23 protein-coding genes are annotated in these 19,913 nt (G+C 56.6%); 3 read left to right on the forward strand and 20 right to left on the reverse strand.

The genetic code is table 11. The features are described from left to right. Positions 1–12 precede the first annotated feature (12 nt). The 7 genes from V5E97_RS06675 to V5E97_RS06705 form a co-directional block, all read right to left on the reverse strand. Entirely contained in the window at positions 13–549 is a 537-nt protein-coding gene (locus V5E97_RS06675; RefSeq protein ID WP_406698535.1) for a pyrophosphohydrolase domain-containing protein, read from the reverse strand. A gap of 10 nt (positions 550–559) precedes the next feature. After that, positions 560–892: a hypothetical protein gene (locus V5E97_RS06680; protein ID WP_406698536.1), complete on the reverse strand. Its 333-nt coding sequence runs from the start codon at positions 890–892 to the stop codon at positions 560–562. Positions 893–903: 11 nt separating this feature from the next. Then, positions 904–3,573: a phage/plasmid primase, P4 family gene (locus V5E97_RS06685; protein ID WP_406698537.1), complete on the reverse strand. Its 2,670-nt coding sequence runs from the start codon at positions 3,571–3,573 to the stop codon at positions 904–906. Between the two features lie 78 nt (positions 3,574–3,651). Further along, positions 3,652–4,218: a PDDEXK family nuclease gene (locus tag V5E97_RS06690; RefSeq protein ID WP_406698538.1), complete on the reverse strand. Its 567-nt coding sequence runs from the start codon at positions 4,216–4,218 to the stop codon at positions 3,652–3,654. Beyond that, entirely contained in the window at positions 4,215–5,171 is a 957-nt protein-coding gene (locus V5E97_RS06695; protein WP_406698539.1) for a hypothetical protein, read from the reverse strand. Before V5E97_RS06695 ends, V5E97_RS06690 begins: the two co-directional genes overlap by 4 nt. Positions 5,172–5,281: 110 nt before the next feature. After that, a complete protein-coding gene (locus V5E97_RS06700) occupies positions 5,282–5,509 on the reverse strand; it encodes a hypothetical protein (protein WP_406698540.1) in 228 nt (75 codons plus the stop codon). A 2-nt stretch (positions 5,510–5,511) separates the two neighbouring features. Beyond that, the gene (locus V5E97_RS06705; protein ID WP_406698541.1) at positions 5,512–6,387 is read right to left on the reverse strand and encodes a DNA polymerase III subunit beta family protein; all 876 of its coding nucleotides are present in this window, start codon (positions 6,385–6,387) and stop codon (positions 5,512–5,514) included. A gap of 124 nt (positions 6,388–6,511) precedes the next feature. Here V5E97_RS06705 and V5E97_RS06710 point away from each other — a divergent pair, with 124 nt between their 5' ends. After that, entirely contained in the window at positions 6,512–6,742 is a 231-nt protein-coding gene (locus tag V5E97_RS06710) for a hypothetical protein (protein WP_406698542.1), read from the forward strand. A gap of 70 nt (positions 6,743–6,812) precedes the next feature. Here V5E97_RS06710 and V5E97_RS06715 read toward each other — a convergent pair whose 3' ends face one another. The 7 genes from V5E97_RS06715 to V5E97_RS06745 all read right to left on the reverse strand — a co-directional run bounded on the left by V5E97_RS06715 (position 6,813) and on the right by V5E97_RS06745 (position 13,178). Beyond that, positions 6,813–9,230, reverse strand: a complete 2,418-nt coding sequence (locus tag V5E97_RS06715) for an AAA family ATPase (protein ID WP_406698543.1) — start codon at positions 9,228–9,230, stop codon at positions 6,813–6,815. A gap of 25 nt (positions 9,231–9,255) precedes the next feature. After that, positions 9,256–9,753: a siphovirus Gp157 family protein gene (locus V5E97_RS06720; RefSeq protein ID WP_406698544.1), complete on the reverse strand. Its 498-nt coding sequence runs from the start codon at positions 9,751–9,753 to the stop codon at positions 9,256–9,258. Beyond that, positions 9,750–10,031, reverse strand: coding sequence for a hypothetical protein (locus tag V5E97_RS06725; RefSeq protein WP_406698545.1), 282 nt, complete (start codon positions 10,029–10,031; stop codon positions 9,750–9,752). The genes V5E97_RS06720 and V5E97_RS06725 overlap by 4 nt, the downstream gene beginning before the upstream one ends. Positions 10,032–10,101: 70 nt before the next feature. Then, complete coding sequence (locus V5E97_RS06730) at positions 10,102–10,851, reverse strand: hypothetical protein (protein ID WP_406698546.1); 750 nt, start codon at positions 10,849–10,851, stop codon at positions 10,102–10,104. An 80-nt stretch (positions 10,852–10,931) separates the two neighbouring features. Next, complete coding sequence (locus tag V5E97_RS06735) at positions 10,932–11,957, reverse strand: recombinase RecT (protein WP_406698547.1); 1,026 nt, start codon at positions 11,955–11,957, stop codon at positions 10,932–10,934. Positions 11,958–12,105: 148 nt separating this feature from the next. Beyond that, the gene (locus V5E97_RS06740) at positions 12,106–12,885 is read right to left on the reverse strand and encodes an LbetaH domain-containing protein (protein ID WP_406698548.1); all 780 of its coding nucleotides are present in this window, start codon (positions 12,883–12,885) and stop codon (positions 12,106–12,108) included. Between the two features lie 65 nt (positions 12,886–12,950). Next, on the reverse strand, positions 12,951–13,178 hold the full coding sequence (locus V5E97_RS06745) for a hypothetical protein (protein ID WP_406698549.1): 228 nt from the start codon (positions 13,176–13,178) through the stop codon (positions 12,951–12,953). 448 nt (positions 13,179–13,626) lie between these two features. On the opposite strand from V5E97_RS06745, the gene V5E97_RS06750 reads away from it, so the two are divergent. Further along, positions 13,627–14,094, forward strand: coding sequence for a hypothetical protein (locus V5E97_RS06750; protein WP_406698550.1), 468 nt, complete (start codon positions 13,627–13,629; stop codon positions 14,092–14,094). A 460-nt stretch (positions 14,095–14,554) separates the two neighbouring features. Here the strand turns inward: V5E97_RS06750 and V5E97_RS06755 are convergent, their stop codons facing one another. Continuing rightward, the gene (locus V5E97_RS06755) at positions 14,555–15,556 is read right to left on the reverse strand and encodes a DUF4406 domain-containing protein (protein ID WP_406698551.1); all 1,002 of its coding nucleotides are present in this window, start codon (positions 15,554–15,556) and stop codon (positions 14,555–14,557) included. Positions 15,557–15,751: 195 nt separating this feature from the next. Beyond that, entirely contained in the window at positions 15,752–17,083 is a 1,332-nt protein-coding gene (locus V5E97_RS06760; protein ID WP_406698552.1) for a hypothetical protein, read from the reverse strand. Between the two features lie 35 nt (positions 17,084–17,118). Here V5E97_RS06760 and V5E97_RS06765 point away from each other — a divergent pair, with 35 nt between their 5' ends. After that, the gene (locus V5E97_RS06765; protein WP_406701314.1) at positions 17,119–17,556 is read left to right on the forward strand and encodes a hypothetical protein; all 438 of its coding nucleotides are present in this window, start codon (positions 17,119–17,121) and stop codon (positions 17,554–17,556) included. 432 nt (positions 17,557–17,988) lie between these two features. On the opposite strand, the gene V5E97_RS06775 is transcribed toward V5E97_RS06765, so the two are convergent. The 4 genes from V5E97_RS06775 to V5E97_RS06790 all read right to left on the reverse strand — a co-directional run bounded on the left by V5E97_RS06775 (position 17,989) and on the right by V5E97_RS06790 (position 19,889). Then, entirely contained in the window at positions 17,989–18,339 is a 351-nt protein-coding gene (locus tag V5E97_RS06775) for a hypothetical protein (RefSeq protein WP_406698554.1), read from the reverse strand. Between the two features lie 182 nt (positions 18,340–18,521). Further along, a complete protein-coding gene (locus V5E97_RS06780) occupies positions 18,522–18,707 on the reverse strand; it encodes a hypothetical protein (protein WP_406698555.1) in 186 nt (61 codons plus the stop codon). A gap of 219 nt (positions 18,708–18,926) precedes the next feature. Then, positions 18,927–19,514, reverse strand: a complete 588-nt coding sequence (locus V5E97_RS06785) for a hypothetical protein (protein ID WP_406698556.1) — start codon at positions 19,512–19,514, stop codon at positions 18,927–18,929. Between the two features lie 216 nt (positions 19,515–19,730). After that, on the reverse strand, positions 19,731–19,889 hold the full coding sequence (locus V5E97_RS06790) for a hypothetical protein (protein ID WP_406698557.1): 159 nt from the start codon (positions 19,887–19,889) through the stop codon (positions 19,731–19,733). Positions 19,890–19,913 lie beyond the last annotated feature (24 nt).

The following is a 19,913-nucleotide window of genomic DNA, read 5'->3' on the forward strand; positions in this document are numbered from 1 at the left end:
TTCTTCTCGATCTCAGTCGTGGCAAGAGCAAGATTCTGGGCATCGGAATGCGAGTGGCCCGTCACTCCCGAATCCATTGTATTCGCCTGCCCGATCGCAACATTTTTTCGGGCTTCCCTCAGCCCGTTCGCCGTGGCCTTGGCAGACAGGGCCTTGGCTCGCTTCCCATCGTTTGGTTTGCTGATTTAAGATCAGGGCGATATCCGGGGGCGTCCAGCCAGGGGGCTTGAGTCGTTTCCCATCCTCTCGCTTTTCGCCGCCAGCCTTTGCCATGTTGCTCCCATGAACCTCATCCCAGACCGGCCGCAAGTCGATCCCGAACGCGACGGCCGTTCCGATCGCGACATAGATCAGATCGGCAAGGCCATCGGCCACTTCCACGAGGTTCTTGTCATCGATCGCGGTGATGGTTTCGGACAGCTCCTCGTCCATCAGACGAATTCGCAGATCGATCACGTCGGATGACGGGAATAACGGATGATCCCCGATTTGCTCGGGACACATGGCCGCGTGAAACTCGGTCAAATCCTGGCACCAGTCGCGTGACATTGTTCGTTCCTCAATCAAATAAAGGCATCGTGGTTTGTGCGTCGGCCGCACACTGTTTTAAGGCTCGTTTAAGCGGGCTTCCGCATAGGTCGACGTGTTGGCCGCGTTGGCCTTTGCGTTCTATCAGGACGATGTTGACTCCTAGGCTTCGGACTGTTTGAACCAGTCGTTCACGGTCCTGATCGAATAAGTGGGCAATATCCTCGCCCTTCTCGACGGCCCGGACGAAGCAAGCCGGAGCCTTGTCGTAATCAACAATGATTTGGTGAGTGTGCAGAGCCTGTCCGCCAGCCAGTGCGTAATCTTGGGCCTCGTCAACATCCCAGACGGTAAAATGCCGCATGATCCGATCTCCTAAAATGGGATAGGCTCGCCCTGTTCGTTCGTGTAAACGACTGGCTCTGAATCTGGGGGAGAGCCGAACATCTCAGAAGGCGGAATCAGGCCGACCCCTCGATAAGCCCAGATTCTTCGGCTTCCGTCTCGGCGTTGGTACGCTACCAAGCTGGGGACCGCACTCCGAAGGTTGCGACCAAACACGCTCATTTCGCCGATTTCTTTTTTGCCGTTAGTCTCACACCACGTCTTCCAAGCTCGGTAGGCGTCGGCCTTGTCCATGGTTTCTTCGACATGAACAGTCAAGCATTCTTTCGCAAATGTGGCAATCGGACTCGCCATGTCCTCCATTTCTTCGTGAATCTCCAGGCCCGATGTCGGCGGGATGAACCGGCCTCGATCCCGAAGCCGCCGCCATCCTTCAATGGCCCAAAGCAGGATGCCCGGTAGCTCGCTCGTTAGCCTTTCCTTCAAGCTTGGATCTTCTCGACCCAAGAAGGATTGATTGAACCGCAGAACGATGAAACGATTCGGCAACGCTCCTGACTGATCGATCAATCGCGGCGGCTCATTCGAGATAAGAGTGATTCGGCAAGGAAGTTCGCCTTCCCAGTCCGAACGGAACTTGCGGCCGACCGACAGGTGTCCTTTGCCTGAGATCGTGAGTAGGCGTTCAGTGATGACGGCCTGGTCTGTTTTGCCCGAGAGCCGCGCGTCGTCGATGATCGCGGCCAACTTGCCAATCAACGTTTCCAGGCCAAAGTCGGTTCCCAGGCTCGACAAGGTTGGCCCGGCACAATTCGCCACGCCGATCAGCTTCCGAATGATTGACGCGATCACGCCTTTGCCGGCGCGAGGCGGCCCGATGAACGCCGCGATTTTTTCATAACTCCCATCGGGAACGAGCATCAGGCCCATCCACTCTTGGAGAAATTCAATTGACTCGGAATCGCCAGGCCAAAGTTGCTCCAGGAATTCGAGGAATTGAGTCGGGGCCGGAGCATCGGGCAACCACTCGTAATCGAGCACGTAGGGGCAAAACAGCCGTGGAGTTGGCTTACGTGTGCATAGCTTCCCCTCGACAAAACTCGGCAGGTGAACGATGGCGTTCGGCATCGGGAGAATTTCCGCGACACTCCAACCGCTCTTGTCGTCAATCCAGCAAGGCTGGGCCGGGTACTTCGATGCGTCGAGCATAACGAGCCCCGACATTGCCTGATGGACGTGGCCCGTCAACGCCGTGGTTACGGGAATCGGCCTGGGGGCTTTCGCCTTTTCGTCGCTCGACTGGGCGAACTCTGTCAGTTGTTCAATATAGATCCTGTAAAAATCCTCATCCATCATGGAGGCCAGCTTGCCCTTGATTTCCTTGTCCTTGCGTACCCGGTATGCCCCGCTTTCCCATGCGTGAAACTCGCCGTTCCAGTAGCGGATTGTGTGGCCGTCCGGGTGATTGTGCTTGGTCCGCAGGTACTCGCGGGCAATCCGGTGAGGGTTATCCTCAAAGCCGGGGAGACAGCCGGCATCCTCGTCTTCGACTACTTCGCCACCGATCGTTATGGAAGTCGGCGAAATGGCCCCTTCCTTCGCCACGTGGAAGAGATAGCCGCGAGGCTTGTCGTCGGGTTTCTCATCGGCCTGGATGAGCTTGTGGTCAAGCTCGGAGTCCGACCACGGCGGGCTGCAACGCAAGTTCCACTCAGCCAAGATCGGCCGGGCCTCACAGGGCGCGAGGTCATAGCCTTTAACCAGAGCGCAGGCCGCGTCAAACGTTTGGTCGTGGCCATCCTCCCCAGAGACGGCCGGAGCAATACCACTCAGATACCGGCTCGCTCGATAGACTTTCGCGACCGAATCAAGGGACGGCCCTAGATACTCGCCAGACGAAGCGACGAGAACAGACGACCGAACAGCCTTGGCTGGCCGCGTGGCCACCTTGGGTAGCATCTCAGCGTGCTGAGCGACGAAGCCAGCCAGGTCGAACGTGCGTCCTGCCTCGGGCACTGTATCGAGGGTAGCAACACGCCATGGCCGCTCGGGAATGTTTGACCCTTTGCACTTGACCGTTCCGGCCAGCGCCATCACGCGAGAGGGATCTTTGGTTTTTTCGTCGATACTGACTTTTTCGTCGTCGTGTTGCAGGCCAATGATTTGCAGAGCCTTGGCAATCAGGTCGCGATTTGCTTCGGTATTCTCCATGTCGGGAATGCGAGTCAGGATATAGGCTCCGTTCCCGCTCGATCCAGCTAGCGAAGCTTCGGCTAGTCCAGGGTAAGCCGAGAAGATCGCATCACGCCGCCCAAGGGCAAGGGCTCGCTCGGCGTCGGTGGCGCTGATTCCGGCCGCTCGTTCGGGGTCGATATCAGTGAACAGCCAACGCAGGGCAAGGATATCGCTCGCCTTGGTAGCATGCTGGACTTTGACAAGCTTGTTATAGGACCGGGCCAACAGATCGCGATTGCAAGGGTTCGACGTAACAAACCCCGAAACTCCGCGAAGCCTCGTGGCATCGACCATCAGATCGTGCGGATTGTCATACCAGCCGCTTAGCGTTGAGGCATAGTCGCTCGCTTCCACGAAACCATTCTTGAACCTCGCGCGAATGACGCGAAATTCGATTACGGTATCGGCCGGCATGATTGCCTGAGCGAACCGCAAAATGGTTTCGGAGTCGTGGGTTAGAGTCATCTGGTCTTACTCTCGATCGCTACTGTGATTTCCAATTATTGCGACAATTGCAGGAAATGCAAGAAAAATCAAATAGTATCACTTCGCTGACTTCTGACGGCCTTGTCGGTCGTTCCAAAACCGTTCCAGGATGCGAAACGTAAACGCTTCAGCCCGCTCGCGAGTGGAGCAAAAGTACCAGTCCACTCGATATCGTTGTCGCCAAGCGATGATCGTGCGATTCAGCGACTTGGCCGCGAGTCGGGAATGCTTCGGCCTGTCAAGCAAATCCACATCATTGCACTCGACCATGACGCAACAATAGCCGCCGGCCTCCGCAATCGCGTTCATCCGCTCAAGTCGGCCGATGAAGTTGTCTCGCTTGGCTACCGAGCCGTATAGGTCTTCTTTCGACTTTCGTTCGATCAGGCATGTTTCCATGCCTTGAATTGAGTAGTCGCCGTCATGCAGTGTCCCGCGAACGGTCGGAATCGTCAGAGGAAGCGACTTTTGTTTCGCGTCGGCCGAGAGGCCAAGGAAGGCGTAGGGACGTTGCTCCCTGCTATCCACAATCACCGTGAATGGGTTCAGGATGGTTGTGGCACGCTTCGTCGCGTCAATCTCGGGTTCGGCTCGGCCAATCTCGGCCAGTGCGGCGTCTCTCATAGGGCGGCCCTCGGAGCATTGACTTTGTAATCAGAGACAACTACGCCTTGTTTTGCTGAGCCTCGGACGTGAGATGGCTTCCAGATGGTTCCAGTGAAGCGACCGAACAACGGCTTTTCGTCAGTGTAGGTGGCGAAGTGGCCTCGGCAGATATGTAGGGCCTTATTGAGTCCGTTGGCCTCGATGTTGCCTTCGGTTCGGAGGACTTCCTTCATGGGGTTAATGTTGATGGTGTGATAGCGAAGGAAGGGCTTGAGGCCGGCCTTGCGGCGTTCGCGACCAACAGAAATATTTGGATCAATTTCCGACGAAGAAACATTTTTGCAATGCAAGAAATTAATCGCCATGCTCGCAATTGCAAAAATTGAGTTGATCCATTTCATAGTTTCAGCTTTAAGCCCCTCAGGCATAGAACGGCCAAACTTAATCCTGTAGCTCACTCCGTTGCACAAAGATCCATCGTTGCGAATAGGGCAAAAAACACTTGCGTGAAATTCAAGGTCTCCACTTTTAGCATCTTTTGAAATCGTATCGGCTCGAATCACAGATACGGTTTCGTTGTTTATGCAGCCGTCGGGGCAATCAGAAAGGTCAGCGTAAGAAAACAAACACCCCTTAAGGCATGCGGTGCGTTCGCCTCTAGGAAAAGATTTCCATTCGAGGAAAATCTCCGGGAATGGGAGTCTGAATGTCGGAAATTCATTTTCAAATGTTACAAGTTTCCCTTGCATTGATGACAGGCAAAACTCGTAAACATTCTGCACATCAAAATGCTTGCTTTTATGCGCGGACGCAACAATTCTTTCGATTTCCTGTTTATAATCAACAAGGGATGAATGATCGGATCGCCCGAATGAAGGAATTATCCAGGCTGAATCATGAATTTGGTCTGCAATTCGTTCCGAAACTCCAAATCGCTTTGCGTTTCGTTTTGCCTTGCTCTCGCGTGCCATGTCGTCCCCCTTTGATCTGCGGAAAGAAGATTAGTGTTGCAGGAATTGCAGGAAATGGCAAGCGGTCGAAACCCCGGATTCCGAACGTTCCAACCGCTTGCGTCTCGGCCTCATCGGTCGCGAGACATTGGCATAACCAATCCACGAAAGCCGTCCTCAGTCTGTAGCAGGGTTGCCGCCTTGCGGGAGATTTGCAGGGTCGTCGTAACTTCATCGCCCATTGAGCCGAGCGGTTCGAGCAAGAATTTCGGGTCGTATGTGACCGGGAGATCGGGGCCATCGTACTCAATTTCAGTCTCGACCTCGGATGACCCCACGTCGCTGGCCCGCGCGGCCAACGTCAGTTTTCCGGACGAGAACGAGAAATCGACCCCTTGGTTTCGGCGTTACGCGTAATGGCCGCCTGCTCGATGGCTGCACGAAACTCGCCGACGTTTAGGCTGATCTTCGCATCATAGCTGCTAGCGAACATGTCAAGATAATCAGGAAACCGGCCTTCAATCAGCCGGCCGTAAATGGTTGCCCGCTCTGTTCTCGCCATGACCGACGATTGGGCTTTGACCGCGATATGGATCGGCGGATCGTTGTCTTTGATCGTCTTCATGAGCAGGTTCATGAATTTCAAGGAGAGAACGGGAGCTTGCTTGTCTTCCCCTTCAGCCATATTGATGAATCTGTCCGGGTCGCCAACAACTTCGGCCGAAGCTTTCGCTTCTGACAGCCGGCGGCCATCGGCTCCAACCATCACGATCGAATCAGGCCGAAGCTCTGTGAGCACGCCACCCAGGGCATACCGAGTGGTATCCTCGCAAGTCGCGTACTGCGTTCGGCGGATCAATTTGCGCAGGTTGTTTGCCGCGACAACATGGTAATTCGTCGAAGTGAATTGCGGGGGATCGGGAAACGAGTTAGGGTCGTAGCTTTGCAGGTCATATTTGACCTTGGGGCCGCGAATCCTGATCGTGTCTCCATCGACATAGAGAGACAGATCCTCGCACTTCGCTTTGGCGAAAATGGGCTGCAACTGGACCGGGGATAGAATCATCTCCCCTGGCTCCATCACACGAACGCCGCCCACGAGCCGGCGAATGGCAAGTTCCAGGTCGGTGGCGAACAGGGCCGGTCCATCATCGCCCGTGGCAAACTCGGCCCCTGAAACGAATTTGACGTGTTGCAGGATATACTTGGGCGACTTCAGGGGAACAATCCCCGCCACCGCGTTGAGAGCGTTCAGAAACGATTCGCGGTGAACCGTGACACTCATTCCGGTTGCGACTGCCGTGGACATGCGAGCCCCCCCCCTTTGGTTAGCTGACAGGTTCGGTTTGAAAGAGAGGATAATGTTCGACGTAGGTTTTGCGTTTGCGGACGACCTTGAGAGCGATCGTTGGCTCAGCGGCCGGCTCGGTGGTCGGCTCCGGCGTGGCTGCCTTGTGGGCAGCTATCTCGGCCCGAAGTTGGTCAACAAGAGCGTGAAGCCGTTCGTTCTCCGCTCGCACCGCGTCGGCCTCGACTTCGGCCCGAACGCTTCGCACCAACTTGCCGTCACATCCAACTTCGGCCGCGATTGACGGGTTGCTCCGTTCGCTCCCGCCCGGCGAGGCGAGAGCTTGGATAATGAGTGTTTTCTTGCTGATAAGATCAGACATCGGCGAATTCCTCCTGTTCGACGTTGGCTAGAATTTCCTCGATTTCCGCCTCGACATCCTCAAAGACCTCCAAGATTCGCGACGGGCTTTGAATCAGCGATTTCAGGCGAGTTTGACGCCGCCCAACAGTTGGCCGCTTGACCGCTGACTCGATGGCCGCACGCGGGCCGACCGTGACGAGGAACCTTTCCGCTCGGCTGAAAAGCGTGTAGATCATCTCCCGGTTCCACATGCCAATGCCCTTCTTTTCGTCATAGAAGAACGAGTTGTGGACTGGGAGAACGACGTAGGGGAAGCCTGATCCTTGGGCCTTATGGCAAGTCATCGCGTAAGCTGCGATCAGGTGATTCCCCATGAACGGAAGACGACAGCGACGACGGGGCGAAACAAAATCGACGACGACGTAGGTTTCGCCGCGAGCCTTGCAAATATCCACAACATCGCCCATGTCGCCATTGACAATGTCGGTTTCGGAGAGTCGGAAGCGTTGATTTCCCCACGTCCAGTCGGGTCGATCGTCGTCGTCATCGCTCATGACCGTCATGAGATCGCAGAGGCCGTTCTTTGTGCGGACGACTTTGTCTCCGCAAACAAAGCTCGGCTCGTAGCCTCCCTGTTCGTCGTCGTCGGCCTTGCTCTGATGATGTCCTTTCCAGGTGTTCAATGCGTCGGAGAGCAAACGGTTGAGGTTGTTGCAGCCGACGCCGGCCTTGGCCTTTTCCGGGCTGATGACCTGCATGTCCCAAACGGGATCGAAGGTCTTTGTGGACTTGTGCAGATTGACGATCGTTTCCGCGATTTCCTCGGGCTTGCTCAACTCGACATGAATCCAGTTGTTGCCTGCATCAAGATCGACTTTGTCGGCCGGGGTCGGCGGTTTTCCCTTGAGGATGTCATGGCATGCCCGGACAATCGTTCCGCAATTCCTCTGGACTTCAGTCAGTGTCGCAGTCGGAATGCCCGCGTCGATCATGTCGCGGAGTACACTGCCCGCGCCTACGCTCGGTAACTGATTCGGGTCGCCCACGAAAATCAGTCGAGTTCCCGGAGCGATGGCCCGGAGCAAATCCGCTCCCAAAAGCACGTCCAACATTGAGGCTTCATCGCAAACGATGATTTGAGCCTCAATCGGGTTTTCTTCGTTTCGCGAGAAGGTAAACGCTCCGCGTCCTCGACCGCTCTTGGCAACCTCCGAGGGAACGCCTTCAGGCTCTTGGGAAGGAATCGGGCCAAGGGCTCGATGGACGGTCGACGACACGATTCCCGAGCCTGGCAATGCTCGCTCAAGAAGCTCGGCCGCTCGCTTGGCCGCTTTTCCGGTTGGTGCGACGAAACGAATTCCCCTTAACCCATGCTTGACACAGCCGGAAATAGCCTTTGTGACCGCGTGTGTCTTTCCGACGCCGGGGGCTCCCGAGACGACAACCACTCCATGCTGTTCAACAAGTCTCATTGCGGCCTGTTGCCCAGCCAAGAGACCGTCATCATCGAGCGAGAAGGGCAGGGGGATGGCCGTTCTCGCAAGCAGGGCGAGCCGTTCCGCGATCGTCCGTTCGGCCTCAGCAATTTTGGGCAAAGAGTAATTGTCTTCGTAGTAGTTGTGGACGATAAGCCGGTCGTTTTCGGCCTTGGTCCAAGCCTCGTCATTCGGCAGGCCACCCACGAGGCTGAAGGCGATTTCGTTGACTTCGGTTCGACTGGCAACTGTGTGGCCGTCACCCGCGATCTTCTCCATTGCCTCAACGAGAGCGGCGACGTGGCGGGCTTGCCCCTCCTGTGGGTAGCCAACGCTTAACGCAAAGGCGTCAACCGTCTTCCATCCCAAGCCAGGGTAAGCCAACAGCATGTAAGGAAGTTCTTGGACTTTCGCCGGGGCATCGCTTCCCCAGTCACGCAAGAGAAAACGAATGATTCGTTTCGGGATCTTGTGGCCTTTGAATAGCTCGATCAACTTCGAGTAAGCGATCGGATCAACTTGCTGGTTCTCGGCGAAATGGTTGCGAATTGATTCAACGATTTCGGGAGTGATGCCTTTGATTTTTAAGGCGTCGTCGGGGTTCTCGCGGAGAACCTTCAATGAATCCATGCCGTATTCATCGACGATCGCCCGCGACTTAATCGGCCCGAGTCCGTCAACAAACGTGGATAGATACTGAGCGAATCCACTTTCCGACTGTTCGACAATCGGTTCATGGTGGACGAACACGAAAGCCGGCTCGTATCCTTTCTGGGGCTGCCAGTCACCCCAGAGGCGATAGGTTTGCAATTCGACCGGCTTTCGCATCGGCCCTTTGATGCTCTGGCCGCTGGTAGTCTTGCCGATCAGAAACGGCACGCCGGCCGGATCATTCGCGTTGGTCTTGTGATAGACCGTCTTGTGTAGCGTGACATCGAGACATTCAAGGCTCATCGCTTCCCCCTTTCGGCCGAGCCGTTTATTTGATTCGCAGGTGCGTCCCTTGCCCGACGACGACGCCCTCTGGAAGCTTCTCGCCGGCCTTCCACGACTCGATGGCACTGGTCGCATCGAACTTGATAGACGTCTCCCATCGCATGAATTCCGGGGGAATCGCGTCGGGATCGCCAGTCCATTTGGCCGAAGCGTTGTTGGCCTGTATCCAGGCCGAGAAGCCTGGACGGCTCACCTTTTTCACTCCGGCCCGCTCCATGCAATCCTGAACGTATTTCCTGATTCGCTTGGCACGGTTCCCGAATGCGACTTCTCGTTTCTTGAGCCGATCGGCGGCTTTCTTGGCCGCTTCCTCGTCTCTCTCGAATTCGTCAACGAGGGCGCAACACGATTCAATCTTGGCCTCAAAGGGGCCTTCGATCGCGTCAAGATCGGCCTCAAGTGTCGGGGACAACTCCCCGTCGCTTTCCTCGATCGCGTCGATGACTCGGCGGTATTCTTCGGCCAGTTCGTAGAGTCTCAACGTTGCCTCCGTCTATCGTGGGCTTCAAGAATCTCGCCGGCCTTATCCAAGCTGCCAACCGCCTCGTTGAGCTTCAGAATCGCGTCGACTTCCTTTTCGGTGGGGCAGTCGCCGAATTCGCCGACCACAAACAACACGAGCTTTCGTGAGAGGATTTGCAGTCGTCTTGCGCGAGTCGCCCCGCCGTTGTAGATTTCCCGGAGCTTGCCGGTTTCGTCTCTAAATCCGACGACCTTCCCATCCGGCCTTCGGATTTTTTCGATTGCAGAGATCGACATTGTCGCAATCCTTTTAGCCGCCCAAGGGATGCCGGCAGGGCCACGATAGCCCCGCCGGCTCGCTGTCGCCTCAGATGTCCATCAAGCCGTTGTCGATGGCCGCCACGCCGTTGGACGACACTCCCGCTCCGGCCATCGCCGGTTGTCGGGTCGTCTTGCTGGCGGGCTTGCTGGCCCCCTTGCTGGCTTCGCTCCCGAGTGGGCACGGCTGGCCGGGAACGTAGTCGCGGAACGAGAACATCTTGATTTGCGGCCGGGGTTCGCTGGGGGCGTAAGGTTCGTCGGTTTCGGGGTCGATGCCCTCTTTCTGATAACCCCCCTTGTCCATCTCGACCGTGGCCCAGGCCTGTTTGCCGAGCCAGTTCTTGAGGCTGCGAGCGATCGGGGGAAGCGGCTTGCCCTTCTCGACCTGGCCGGGGAAGACGCGGCCGATGAACTGGTAGAAAACGGAGGCCAAGAAGCCCTCGGCCTTGCCCTTGTCGTTGGTGCCGTGGTTGTAGTAGAGGGCCGACTGGGCGTCATTCGGGGGCAAGAGCAAGCTCTGGAAGATGACTCCGGTGTTGTTCACGTCGGCAAGTCGCACGGAGACTTGCAAGGTTTCGTAGCTGACGGCTTTGCCGTTGATGAAAGTCTTCTTGAGAACCTTCTTCGCTTCCTTGCCGAAGCCGACGACCTTCAGCAAGTGGTTGCCCGGCGCGAGCGTGCCAGAGACGTTGTTGGCCTCGACTTCGGCCGCGTCATGGCCCACGGCGCTATCGCCGAGCACCAGATCGTCAACGGGGATCGAGTCGCCGGCCGTGTAATCGCGTTCTTCGGACATTGGATGATCCTTTCAAGAGATCAAGTTGCAGGAATTGCAGGAAATAGAAGCCGAAAAAAACTAGAGACGGATTGGTAGCGTCAGAAAGGCGGCCCTTTTTTCTTTTCGAGGATTTCGCCGAGATTCCGAATCAGTTCACCAGCTTGTTCGCAAGTAAGCTGTTCGGCTGATTGGACGCCTCGCTTTTCGAGTACAACCTTGTTGTAGGTCGCCTCATTCATGCCGACCTTCGCGACCAGTTCAGCGAGTTTGGCCCGATGTTCCTCGGTGCAAGGCTGCTTGTAGGGTTCGACTTCGGCCGCTTCCACGTCGATCGCTTCCGGCTCGGGAAGAACAGGAACGGCCGGCTCGGTTGCCGTAGGGGGCGTATACTCGGGGACAATGGGAGCCTGGACGACTGGCAAGAGAGGGGCCGGGGCCATCTGGAAGAACGAAGGAACCGGGTTTCTGTTCGCGGGATGATTCGTGCTGGCGTCCTCGATCGAGAGTGCGATTTCCCGCTCGACGCCGGGAAGTTCCGACTCATCGTAGACTTCGCCGATCGGGAACGACTCGCGAAGGGCCTGAGCAAAGGCAACCTTCTCGATCATGACCGCCGGGTTATCGACCCAGATGCCCTTGTCTTTCGCGTAGTTTTGCAGGGCGCAGCGCTTGTAGACCGGCCGCGACCAGCCTTTGCGGTAGACTTTGGCCCAACCGCCTTGCAGGAGAAAACCGCGAGGCGTGATCGCGCCGGCAATGTCGATCGGAGGTTGCGAAAGGTCTTTGATTTGCACCACGACGCCGGTTTCGTGGCCATCGTACTCGGGGAACCGTTGGGCAACCTTGATAAGACCTTGCTTCCTGACATAGATATGCCAGGTCCCCTTGATCTCAAGTAGCTCGATTTCCTTGAGCATGGGGTTGAGGTTGACGTTCTGCGCGACCACGAGGAGCTTGACGGCTTCAGAAACCGGGGCGGCCGGAGCTACCCACTTGATGACATCGCGGGCCGTCATCCGGTACTCTCGGCCGGCTCCGCTCAAACAGATCGCCGTTTCATCCGAGAGATGCCCGAAGTCGATCGCCTGGCCCGGCATAATTGCCGGCAAGTTCGCGGACGGCATGCCACCCACGGATGTCACTGGATGCAAGCCGACGCGTGTTACGTCGGGCGTGACTGACTCAATCGCTTGCACGAATCTTCCCCCTTCGTAGGCATCAAGTTGTTTGGCGGGCGTTGCGTTTTGGCCCGGCGGCCCCGAGTATGGCGGCTCAGGATGCGGCCGACTCAATGACTTTCGGGAACACGGCCGCGTCTCTCGTTTTCACGAGATTGAGGTACAGTCGGTATTCTTCGATTTGTTCAGCCGAGTATCCGTGGTTGCTGCCAATCCGATCGATGTCGGTTTCCCAGTGAGCAATCGTGTGCGTCCGGCACCCGATCGTCATCATGCCTGGGCCGGAATGGCAGGCGAGATGTTTGGTCCCCTGGATGGCAATCGGTGATTGCTCAAAGGTGGCCTCATCGCCGACCTTGGCCCCGTTGCCGACCTTGGCCTCATCGCCGACCGTGGCCCCGTTGCCGACCGTGGCCCCGTTGCCGACCGTGGCCCAGTTGCCGACCGTGGCCCAGTTGCCGACCGTGGCCTCATCGCCGACCGTGGCCCAGTTGCCGACCGTGGCCCAGTTGCCGACCGTGGCCCCGTTGCCGACCGTGGCCTCATCGCCGACCGTGGCCCAGTTGCCGACCGTGGCCCAGTTGCCGACCGTGGCCCCGTTGCCGACCGTGGCCTCATCGCCGACCGTGGCCCAGTTGCCGACCGTGGCCCAGTTGCCGACCGTGGCCCAGTTGCCGACCGTGGCCCAGTTGCCGACCGTGGCCCAGTTGCCGACCGTGGCCCAGTTGCCGACCGTGGCCCCGTTGCCGACCGTGGCCTCTGAATGAAGCCACCCACCAGATGGGAGGCGGGTCCAGTCTTCGCTTTTCGTACCAGGGTGACGGTTCAAGACCCAGGATGGTGTCTCAACCTTCTCATCAACTTTCGTTTCCATGGTTTGCCTTTGAAAGCTAAAGGAATGGGAATGAAATCCTAGTTGCCGGCCTCGCGGCCCGAGCGTCAGAACGAGCGGATCAAGGCCGGCGGCATGTGCTGGGCATTGCGGAGGGCCTTCAAAGTCGGCGGCTTGCGGTACTGGGAGAGCGTTTCCATGTGGCGGATCGCTTCGCCGTTCGCGTTCCAAGCCGTGGGGAATCGCGATCCTGGCATCAAGCCGACCGTAAAAGTTCTGGACTTCTTCTTTTTCGCGGGCACAGCATTTGCGGGAATTGCGGCAACTGTTGGCATGGAAATCATCCTCTTGGGTAAACCTTGTCGGTGGGAATAAATAATCTGGCGACTCTCGCGAACTATAGTTGCGGCCGTCGCTCTAACTTGGGCGGCATACTGGAATTCCGGCAGCGTCAGCATCGGCTTGCATGACCTCTGCGATACGATCGTTCATGGTTTTGCCATGAACATTGCATGAGGCTTTGAACCGACTACGTAGGCCGGGATCAACCTCGACGTTGAGTTTCACCTTCGGAGTTTTGCAAGTTGGCGGATCAGCATGAATCGCTCTGCTCATAATTGACTCCGGTTTGCTGGGTTTCCTGCGTTTGCAGGAAATGTTGTGTTCGATGGAAGTATCTTACACCCAGGGTTCACGGGGTCAAGAGTTTATTTCCTGGAATTGCAGGAAATGCAGGAAGCGAAGGCGTAACCCAATTCACGCTCTAGACATAGGGAGAAGAAAATGGCAGAATTTTCGACTGACAGTTGCAGGAATTTCAGCAATCCCAGGAAAGACCAGGACATCATGGGCAAAAAACGCGAGCTTAAGCCGACCTGGCGGAACGAAAAATCGCGGTATTTTCCTGTGCCGCTGAACGTTCAAACTTGCGAACCAATCAAGGTGATGCTCGAACAACTGGTGTTGGATTTTCAGACCAAAACGAGCATTAATTTTCTCGACATGCGAAAAATCAGCCAGCAGGCGATTTGCAATATTGCGCTTCTGCACCTTAAGCATTTGCTTGAAACAAAGGGGGCCAAGCACCTTCAAAAAGAGCTCGCCCCGGTGATCCGTCAAATGGAGTTGATCGTCGCGGAGGACATGAAGTCTAGAGGGCGAGAACTGGAGCCTGAATACTTGCCATTGCCAGAGGGCGTCAGTTCACCTGCTGAGAAGTCAAAAGGGAAGGGGGGTAATACGACCGAGTAGCAGGGTCGTAGATCTGCGAAGTCAACCATCCACCCGCACTATCGGGGAAAGCTTGCAGGCCGGTTGGTTTTTCTGGCCACCACTCGGTAACAGTTTGCAACTTGCGGCCGTCGACTTCAATCGAGACCACGAGCCGTTTTTCCGACAGCGATTGCGATTGCTGCATTCCGTTTGCTCTCAATCGGCCCGTGGCCTGAAGTGTGTTTGGCATTGCTTCCTGATCTGCTGGGGGGAGGGAAGGTGGACAAGCATGCTCGGCGTCGAGCATTCGCACTACTTCGGCTTGGTCGGGCTTCGCGGGACTGATAATTGTATCTAGCTTGCATGGCATGTCTAGCAAATTTTGCAAATCCTCATGCCATCTTTGCTATGCTGCTGAACGCCCGTACACAAAGAATTGTTGCAAAAAAGGAGTGGGCAATCAAGCTAAATTCGCGTTGACCACCCGGTCTTCCTAAGTTCAAGCCAGGTCAAGGATTCCAGCCAGGCTCACGACCCGTTTGGCGAACCGTTCGGCAATCGTGTGCTCAAGTGTGGCCGACTGAGATTGATCCCATCCGGGCAACTGCACGAGAACATCGCAGTCAATGACGAGATTGACATTTCGCCGCAAGTCTCGATCGCCGAAGTCGGTTGGGTCGATCACTCGCCACCCACGATGGCGCAGGACAGCCGCGATCCGGCGGAAGGCTGGGGCGTCGGCCGAGTCGTCGCCTGAGAGGTACAGGGCGATGGAATCGCGGGGGATGCCGCCCAAAGCCACGGCGGGCGAGGCAGGGGGTTTCGGGGGAAGTTCGGGAAAGTTGCCCCACGCCGTTCTAGCGGTCGGCTCGCTCGCTCCATCGCCGTTCATCGAGTGGACAGGAACGCCGTTGATGATCCAGTCGCCGAAATTTGCCTTCGGAAGCGTTCCGAACGGCTGGCCGTCCAAGTAAACCGTAGCTCCCGGATCGGTTGATTCGACGGAAAGCCGATTCGTCCAGTCGTCGGCTTTAGGCAAGGCGAGAAGCAAGGTTGCCACGAGATCCAGCCTTTTGTGGAATTCCTTCAATCCCCAATGGTTGGGGATTACGATGTCGGCAAGTTCTTTGCCGTAAGTCAGTGTCGGATCACGAGGAACGTCGCGGTCGATCCAAAGAACTAGGTCGACAAGCCCCTCATCTCGGGCTGTCTTCATCTCGATCCAATCGCGGACACCGACGACTAAATCGTCTGTCTTGAGCACTTCGCGAACCAGATGAGCCGGATCATGTTTGCGAAGGTCATTGCCTACGGCGTACCATTTCATGCGGCGATCGTGCCGTTGCTCGTGGGCGGCCTCAAACGTGATCTCTTCACGGCGGGCGATTTCTCGCGTAATGACGTGCGAGGTTGATCCTGAGTAGCGGAATCCGTACCGGGTCAAGAAATCGGCCGCGACGTCTTTGCCTGAGCGCCCTGGGCCACTGATTGCGATTCGCATTGGGCCAACCCGTTCAGGTTGTGTCGATTTTCCAGTCCCGAATTTGCTCGTCGTCTCCATATCAACTCCCCTCCGGCAAAATGATGAAGTCTCTTGAGCTAATTTCTAAATCGACTTTTAGGGCCGACGTTCACTACTAAAGTTTTTCACGATCTATTGCCGTGTTGCCAAAAAGCAACATCGTGGCTCGTGGGCCTAATTGTCTTCCCACGGGAAGGCCGGATAACTCTCCGTGCCGCCCTCAGCGATAATTGGCCAGCGTGAGGCCACGCCATACTTTCGGTGAACGCCGAACATCCATTGCTTTGGCAGGTCGCTCTTGCCCAAGGCGTTGACGCTGAACTCGGTTCCTCCGATCAGGCTACCGTTGATAAAGGTTTCGCCGCCGGCCGCCGGAGTGCCACCCAGGGAGTGGAAGTGGGAAATCATGAAATAATGAATTGGCATGGAATTCGCCGTCAGCAGGGCGTTGATGTTCCGCCCGTAACGGTCGATGCCGTAATAAGGAATCGAGTTCCACGATTTGATGTCGTGGCCATGCGTCTGAAGGAAGTTGTGGCCCTCGATCGTGTAGAGTACCGCGTAGCTCTCGGGGATGTGGAACTTGATATTCGGCACGTCGCGAAGGGCCGTTTTCGCGTACAGGTAGATGGCCGTGTCCCAGTTCCGGGCCGGGTCTTTTTGCTGCATGCGTCGAGCATCGGGCAGCCGACCATGATTGCCCGACGTGCAATAAACGTCGATCGTCTCGAAATGGGGTGAGAGATCGCGAAGGGCCGCCGCAAGGGTTAGGCCAGTCCCGTACACCGCGTGAATCACACTGGGGGCGTCAGAGTGCCGTTCGACCTCGTGAATGGTGCCTGAGACGAAATCCCCGTTGCAGCCGACCACGAGCCGCTTGAACAGCCATCCGCCGCGTTCCATGCGGTTCTTGATCGCCAGCGAGGAATCGACCAGCGTTTTGACGCGGTTCGCCATCGTCGGCCCGTCGTACTGGTTCAAGCCGAAAACCCGTTCCGACTTGACGGTTTCGTAGGCGTGCCAGTCCGACCAGAGTTGGAGCAAGGTTTCATTGGACGTGTCGGATGAAACCTTGGGCGGCTTATAGGCCGGCGGGGGCTCGATTCGAGGGGCAACCTCTTTCATCAAGGCTTCGAGGAATGATCGAAAGGATCGCTCGCCCGCGATTTGCTTGATGAGATCCTGTTCGCGGTGCCGATCGCGGCGAGTGTCAATCTTCGCTCGTTCGGCCTCGATCGGGTCGACAGGTTCGGCTGGGGTTTCATCGACCTGGGGCGGCCCCTCGTCCACGCTGTTCAGGAGGCTCGCCATTTGCTCGGTTTCACGAACCGATTCGAGGCTCGCCCCGTCGCCGCCGGCTTCGATGGCAGGTTCGTTCGCCACGTCGCGGACGGTTCGCCAGGAGGCTTGCGTTTCGCGCATCGCCGCTCGCTTGTTGCCGCCGAACTTGCGAAGGGCCGCCCGTATGGCCGCCCGCTTGTTTGGCGTAATGCGTCCTGAAGACATAATATGACTCCTATTTAGTGGCACGGAAATTAGTATTGCAGGAATTGCAGGAAACGTCAACTGCCCGAAAATCGGAATTTCGGGCAGCGACGGAGAACAAATCCTGGAAAGATGGGCAGGCTTGGCTTTATAATGGCGGCCCGGTAGTGATCCGTGGACGTTGGCTGCCCGAGAGAGACATGAAACGACTTGCTTCGCTGGCGTTGGCTGGATTTTTAACGTGCGGATGCGGCGATCAGGCCAGTTTGAAACCTGGACGGGAAGCCATGATTTACTCGGCCGGCAAGGATGACCCTGTAACGCTCTGGGCGAATGGCGGGCGAACTATCGGCGATCTTCCGGCGGGAACTCGCGTGCGATACGTGGACGATCAAGGCAAACATGGAGACGCACGAATTATTGTGCTCGAAGGGGAGCACAACGGGGTTTCTTGCGAAGTACCCAAAGAGAACTTGAAGCCGCTACCCAAGTGAGGCCGCCATGCTCCTCTGGTGGATCGCCGCTGTCGTTACCGTGATCGTGTTTATTGACCGCTATCGTCGGACTGGTGGCGATCCGTGGGGCCTTGGGTAGCCTTGATTGGTAACCATTTCCTATCGGGCAAGATCGGTCGGCCCATTCAGCCTTTATGTCCATTGAGCAACCGCAAAGCTTGCATCCACCGTCTTTGAAGTGTTCGCACTGATTGCAGATCGCGAGCCGTTCAGCCTTTTGCTTCTCCGTGGCCAGAAGCATCCCCGCAGCGACATGTTCCACGACGGCCACTCCAAAGCTGACAATTTTCTCGATGATTCCCGGCAAGTGCAAGTCCGACTTAGGGTCTGCTCGTAGACAGATCCTGGAGTTGCGTTGGCCCAGGCATTGCCCAGTCTCGCCCAGTAATCGGCAGTGCCCGCATTTCGGGTTCATGGGGTCACCCCTATCGCTCCGCCGCCGCCAGGAACCGGCAGTGGGGTTCCGAGGCCGCTCGGGTCTTGTGGTGTTCCGTGAAGGTCAAGCGACGTGGGGAACGTGAATGAGAGGAGCGAGTAATCGCAGGTGAATGGGATGTTCACGGTCAGGATGCGAATGCCTACCGTGGGCTTCGTTGGGTCGCCATGGCGGATCTCGTAGTAGGTCCCTGATGGCCGGCAGGCCATGGTTGGGAATGTGAGAACCATTCGCCAGTAGCGAAGTCCGCTGACTAGCACGCAAGGCGTGACCCCGTAGTTGACAGTCATTGTGAAAGTGCCGTCGCTCACACAGTCGTCAAGCAAGCCGCTTCTCAAGTAAGCGGCCGTCCCAGGCACGGTTGCGGAACCAAGCCAAGAGTTCTGTAGTGGAGTCCATGTTAGCGTGTGCGTACCAAGACTGTCGCCCGCGTAGAAAGTGCTCGGCATGCCCGCTACGCAGGCGCACGGATTACAGCATTGGCAGCCGGGAGAATTCTTCCTCCGCATCAGGAGCAATCCTCCCAGATCACAAACCAGTATTTGCCCACCATCGCGAGCAAGATCAACTTGGTTGCACCAACGGCCGTGCTACCCACATTGAACGCCTCCACCTCCACATTTTGGGTGACAAACGAGGTTCCGCCGAAGTCCCAAAGCGTCACGTCGGCCTTGCCTGGCGTGCTGCCCGACATGGCGGCAATTCCGCCCGACTTCGATTTCGCCCATTGGAATGTTGACGCCGCCATCCTCAAATTAAGGCCGGCGGGTGTTCTCAGTGCTTGCAACGGAGGGGCGGCCGTCACGTTGCAAGCAAGCTCGATCTCCGTGCAAAGGTAGCTAATGTAAGAGTCGAGGCCGGGAATTCCAGTCTTAAGCCTATCAATTTGAACTGTTGACATGCGATTGACTTCTTACCCAAGAAGGGCGGAAAAGCTAATGGAGCCGTAAGTGGGATTGCCCGCCGGATCAGTCGCCGTGTCCAGCGTGCCGTCTGATCGCCAATACTGATTCCAATGGTGATCTTGGTACGTAAACATTATTTGTCGCGTCCACTGAATCACGCCGCCCGATCCAACCGAAAACGAACCGCCCCAATTGTCAAACCGAAGTTGCCCAGCGGGGATGCTGCGAAACGTCGCGTTGTTCAGCTTGTTGTTGTAGAGATTCAAAATCTCGTCGCCCATCGTCGGGCACTGATACAACGTGAGCACGTAAGTTGTCTGGGTGAAGTGCGCCCCGGCATCCTGGCCGAGCACTTCCGCATTGGAAAACTTCATCTTGCGATTCGGGATCGTCGCGTAAAGTCCCGAACCTTTGGTTTCCCAGGTCAAATACGGTTCGCTGCCGCTGGTCGGGTAAGTCGTCGAGGAAAATTCGACATTGACTTGCACTTTTGAATGCAGGTCAATCAATTCCGTGGAGTCGGGCGATGATTCGCCGAAAGCCTCGCAATTGAAACTTGACGACCAGAGCCAATTGTAAATCGGATGTTGAAGCATCACGATTCGGTCAGTCGATCCGCCTGAGTAGGGCACGGACTCGACTTGACCTGCGATCACGCTGACAAACGGAATCAGGTTCGCTTGGTCGGTAACAAAGGAGATCCGAGCGTTCCAGGCACTGCTATCGGCACCGAGTGTCGGGGAAGGATTACGAAGATAGGCCCAATCGCCGGGGAGGTCTGCAACGGTAGCCATGAGTGTTTACAGAATTCCTTATTTCTTTGTCCGGTCGAACCGCACGACGCCAGTGTTCGCCAGTTGGTCCAGCGTTTTTCGCATTTCCGAGAGAATGCCGGTTTGCTTTTTGTTCTCTTCCTCCGCGCCACCCACTGAACCCTGGAAGTTGGCCGCAAGCTGATTGGCGTCAAACACCTGAGAAGTTTTCTTGTTCTTCTC

Source organism: Singulisphaera photorubra, assembly GCF_045290345.1.
GTDB lineage: Bacteria > Planctomycetota > Planctomycetia > Isosphaerales > Isosphaeraceae > Singulisphaera.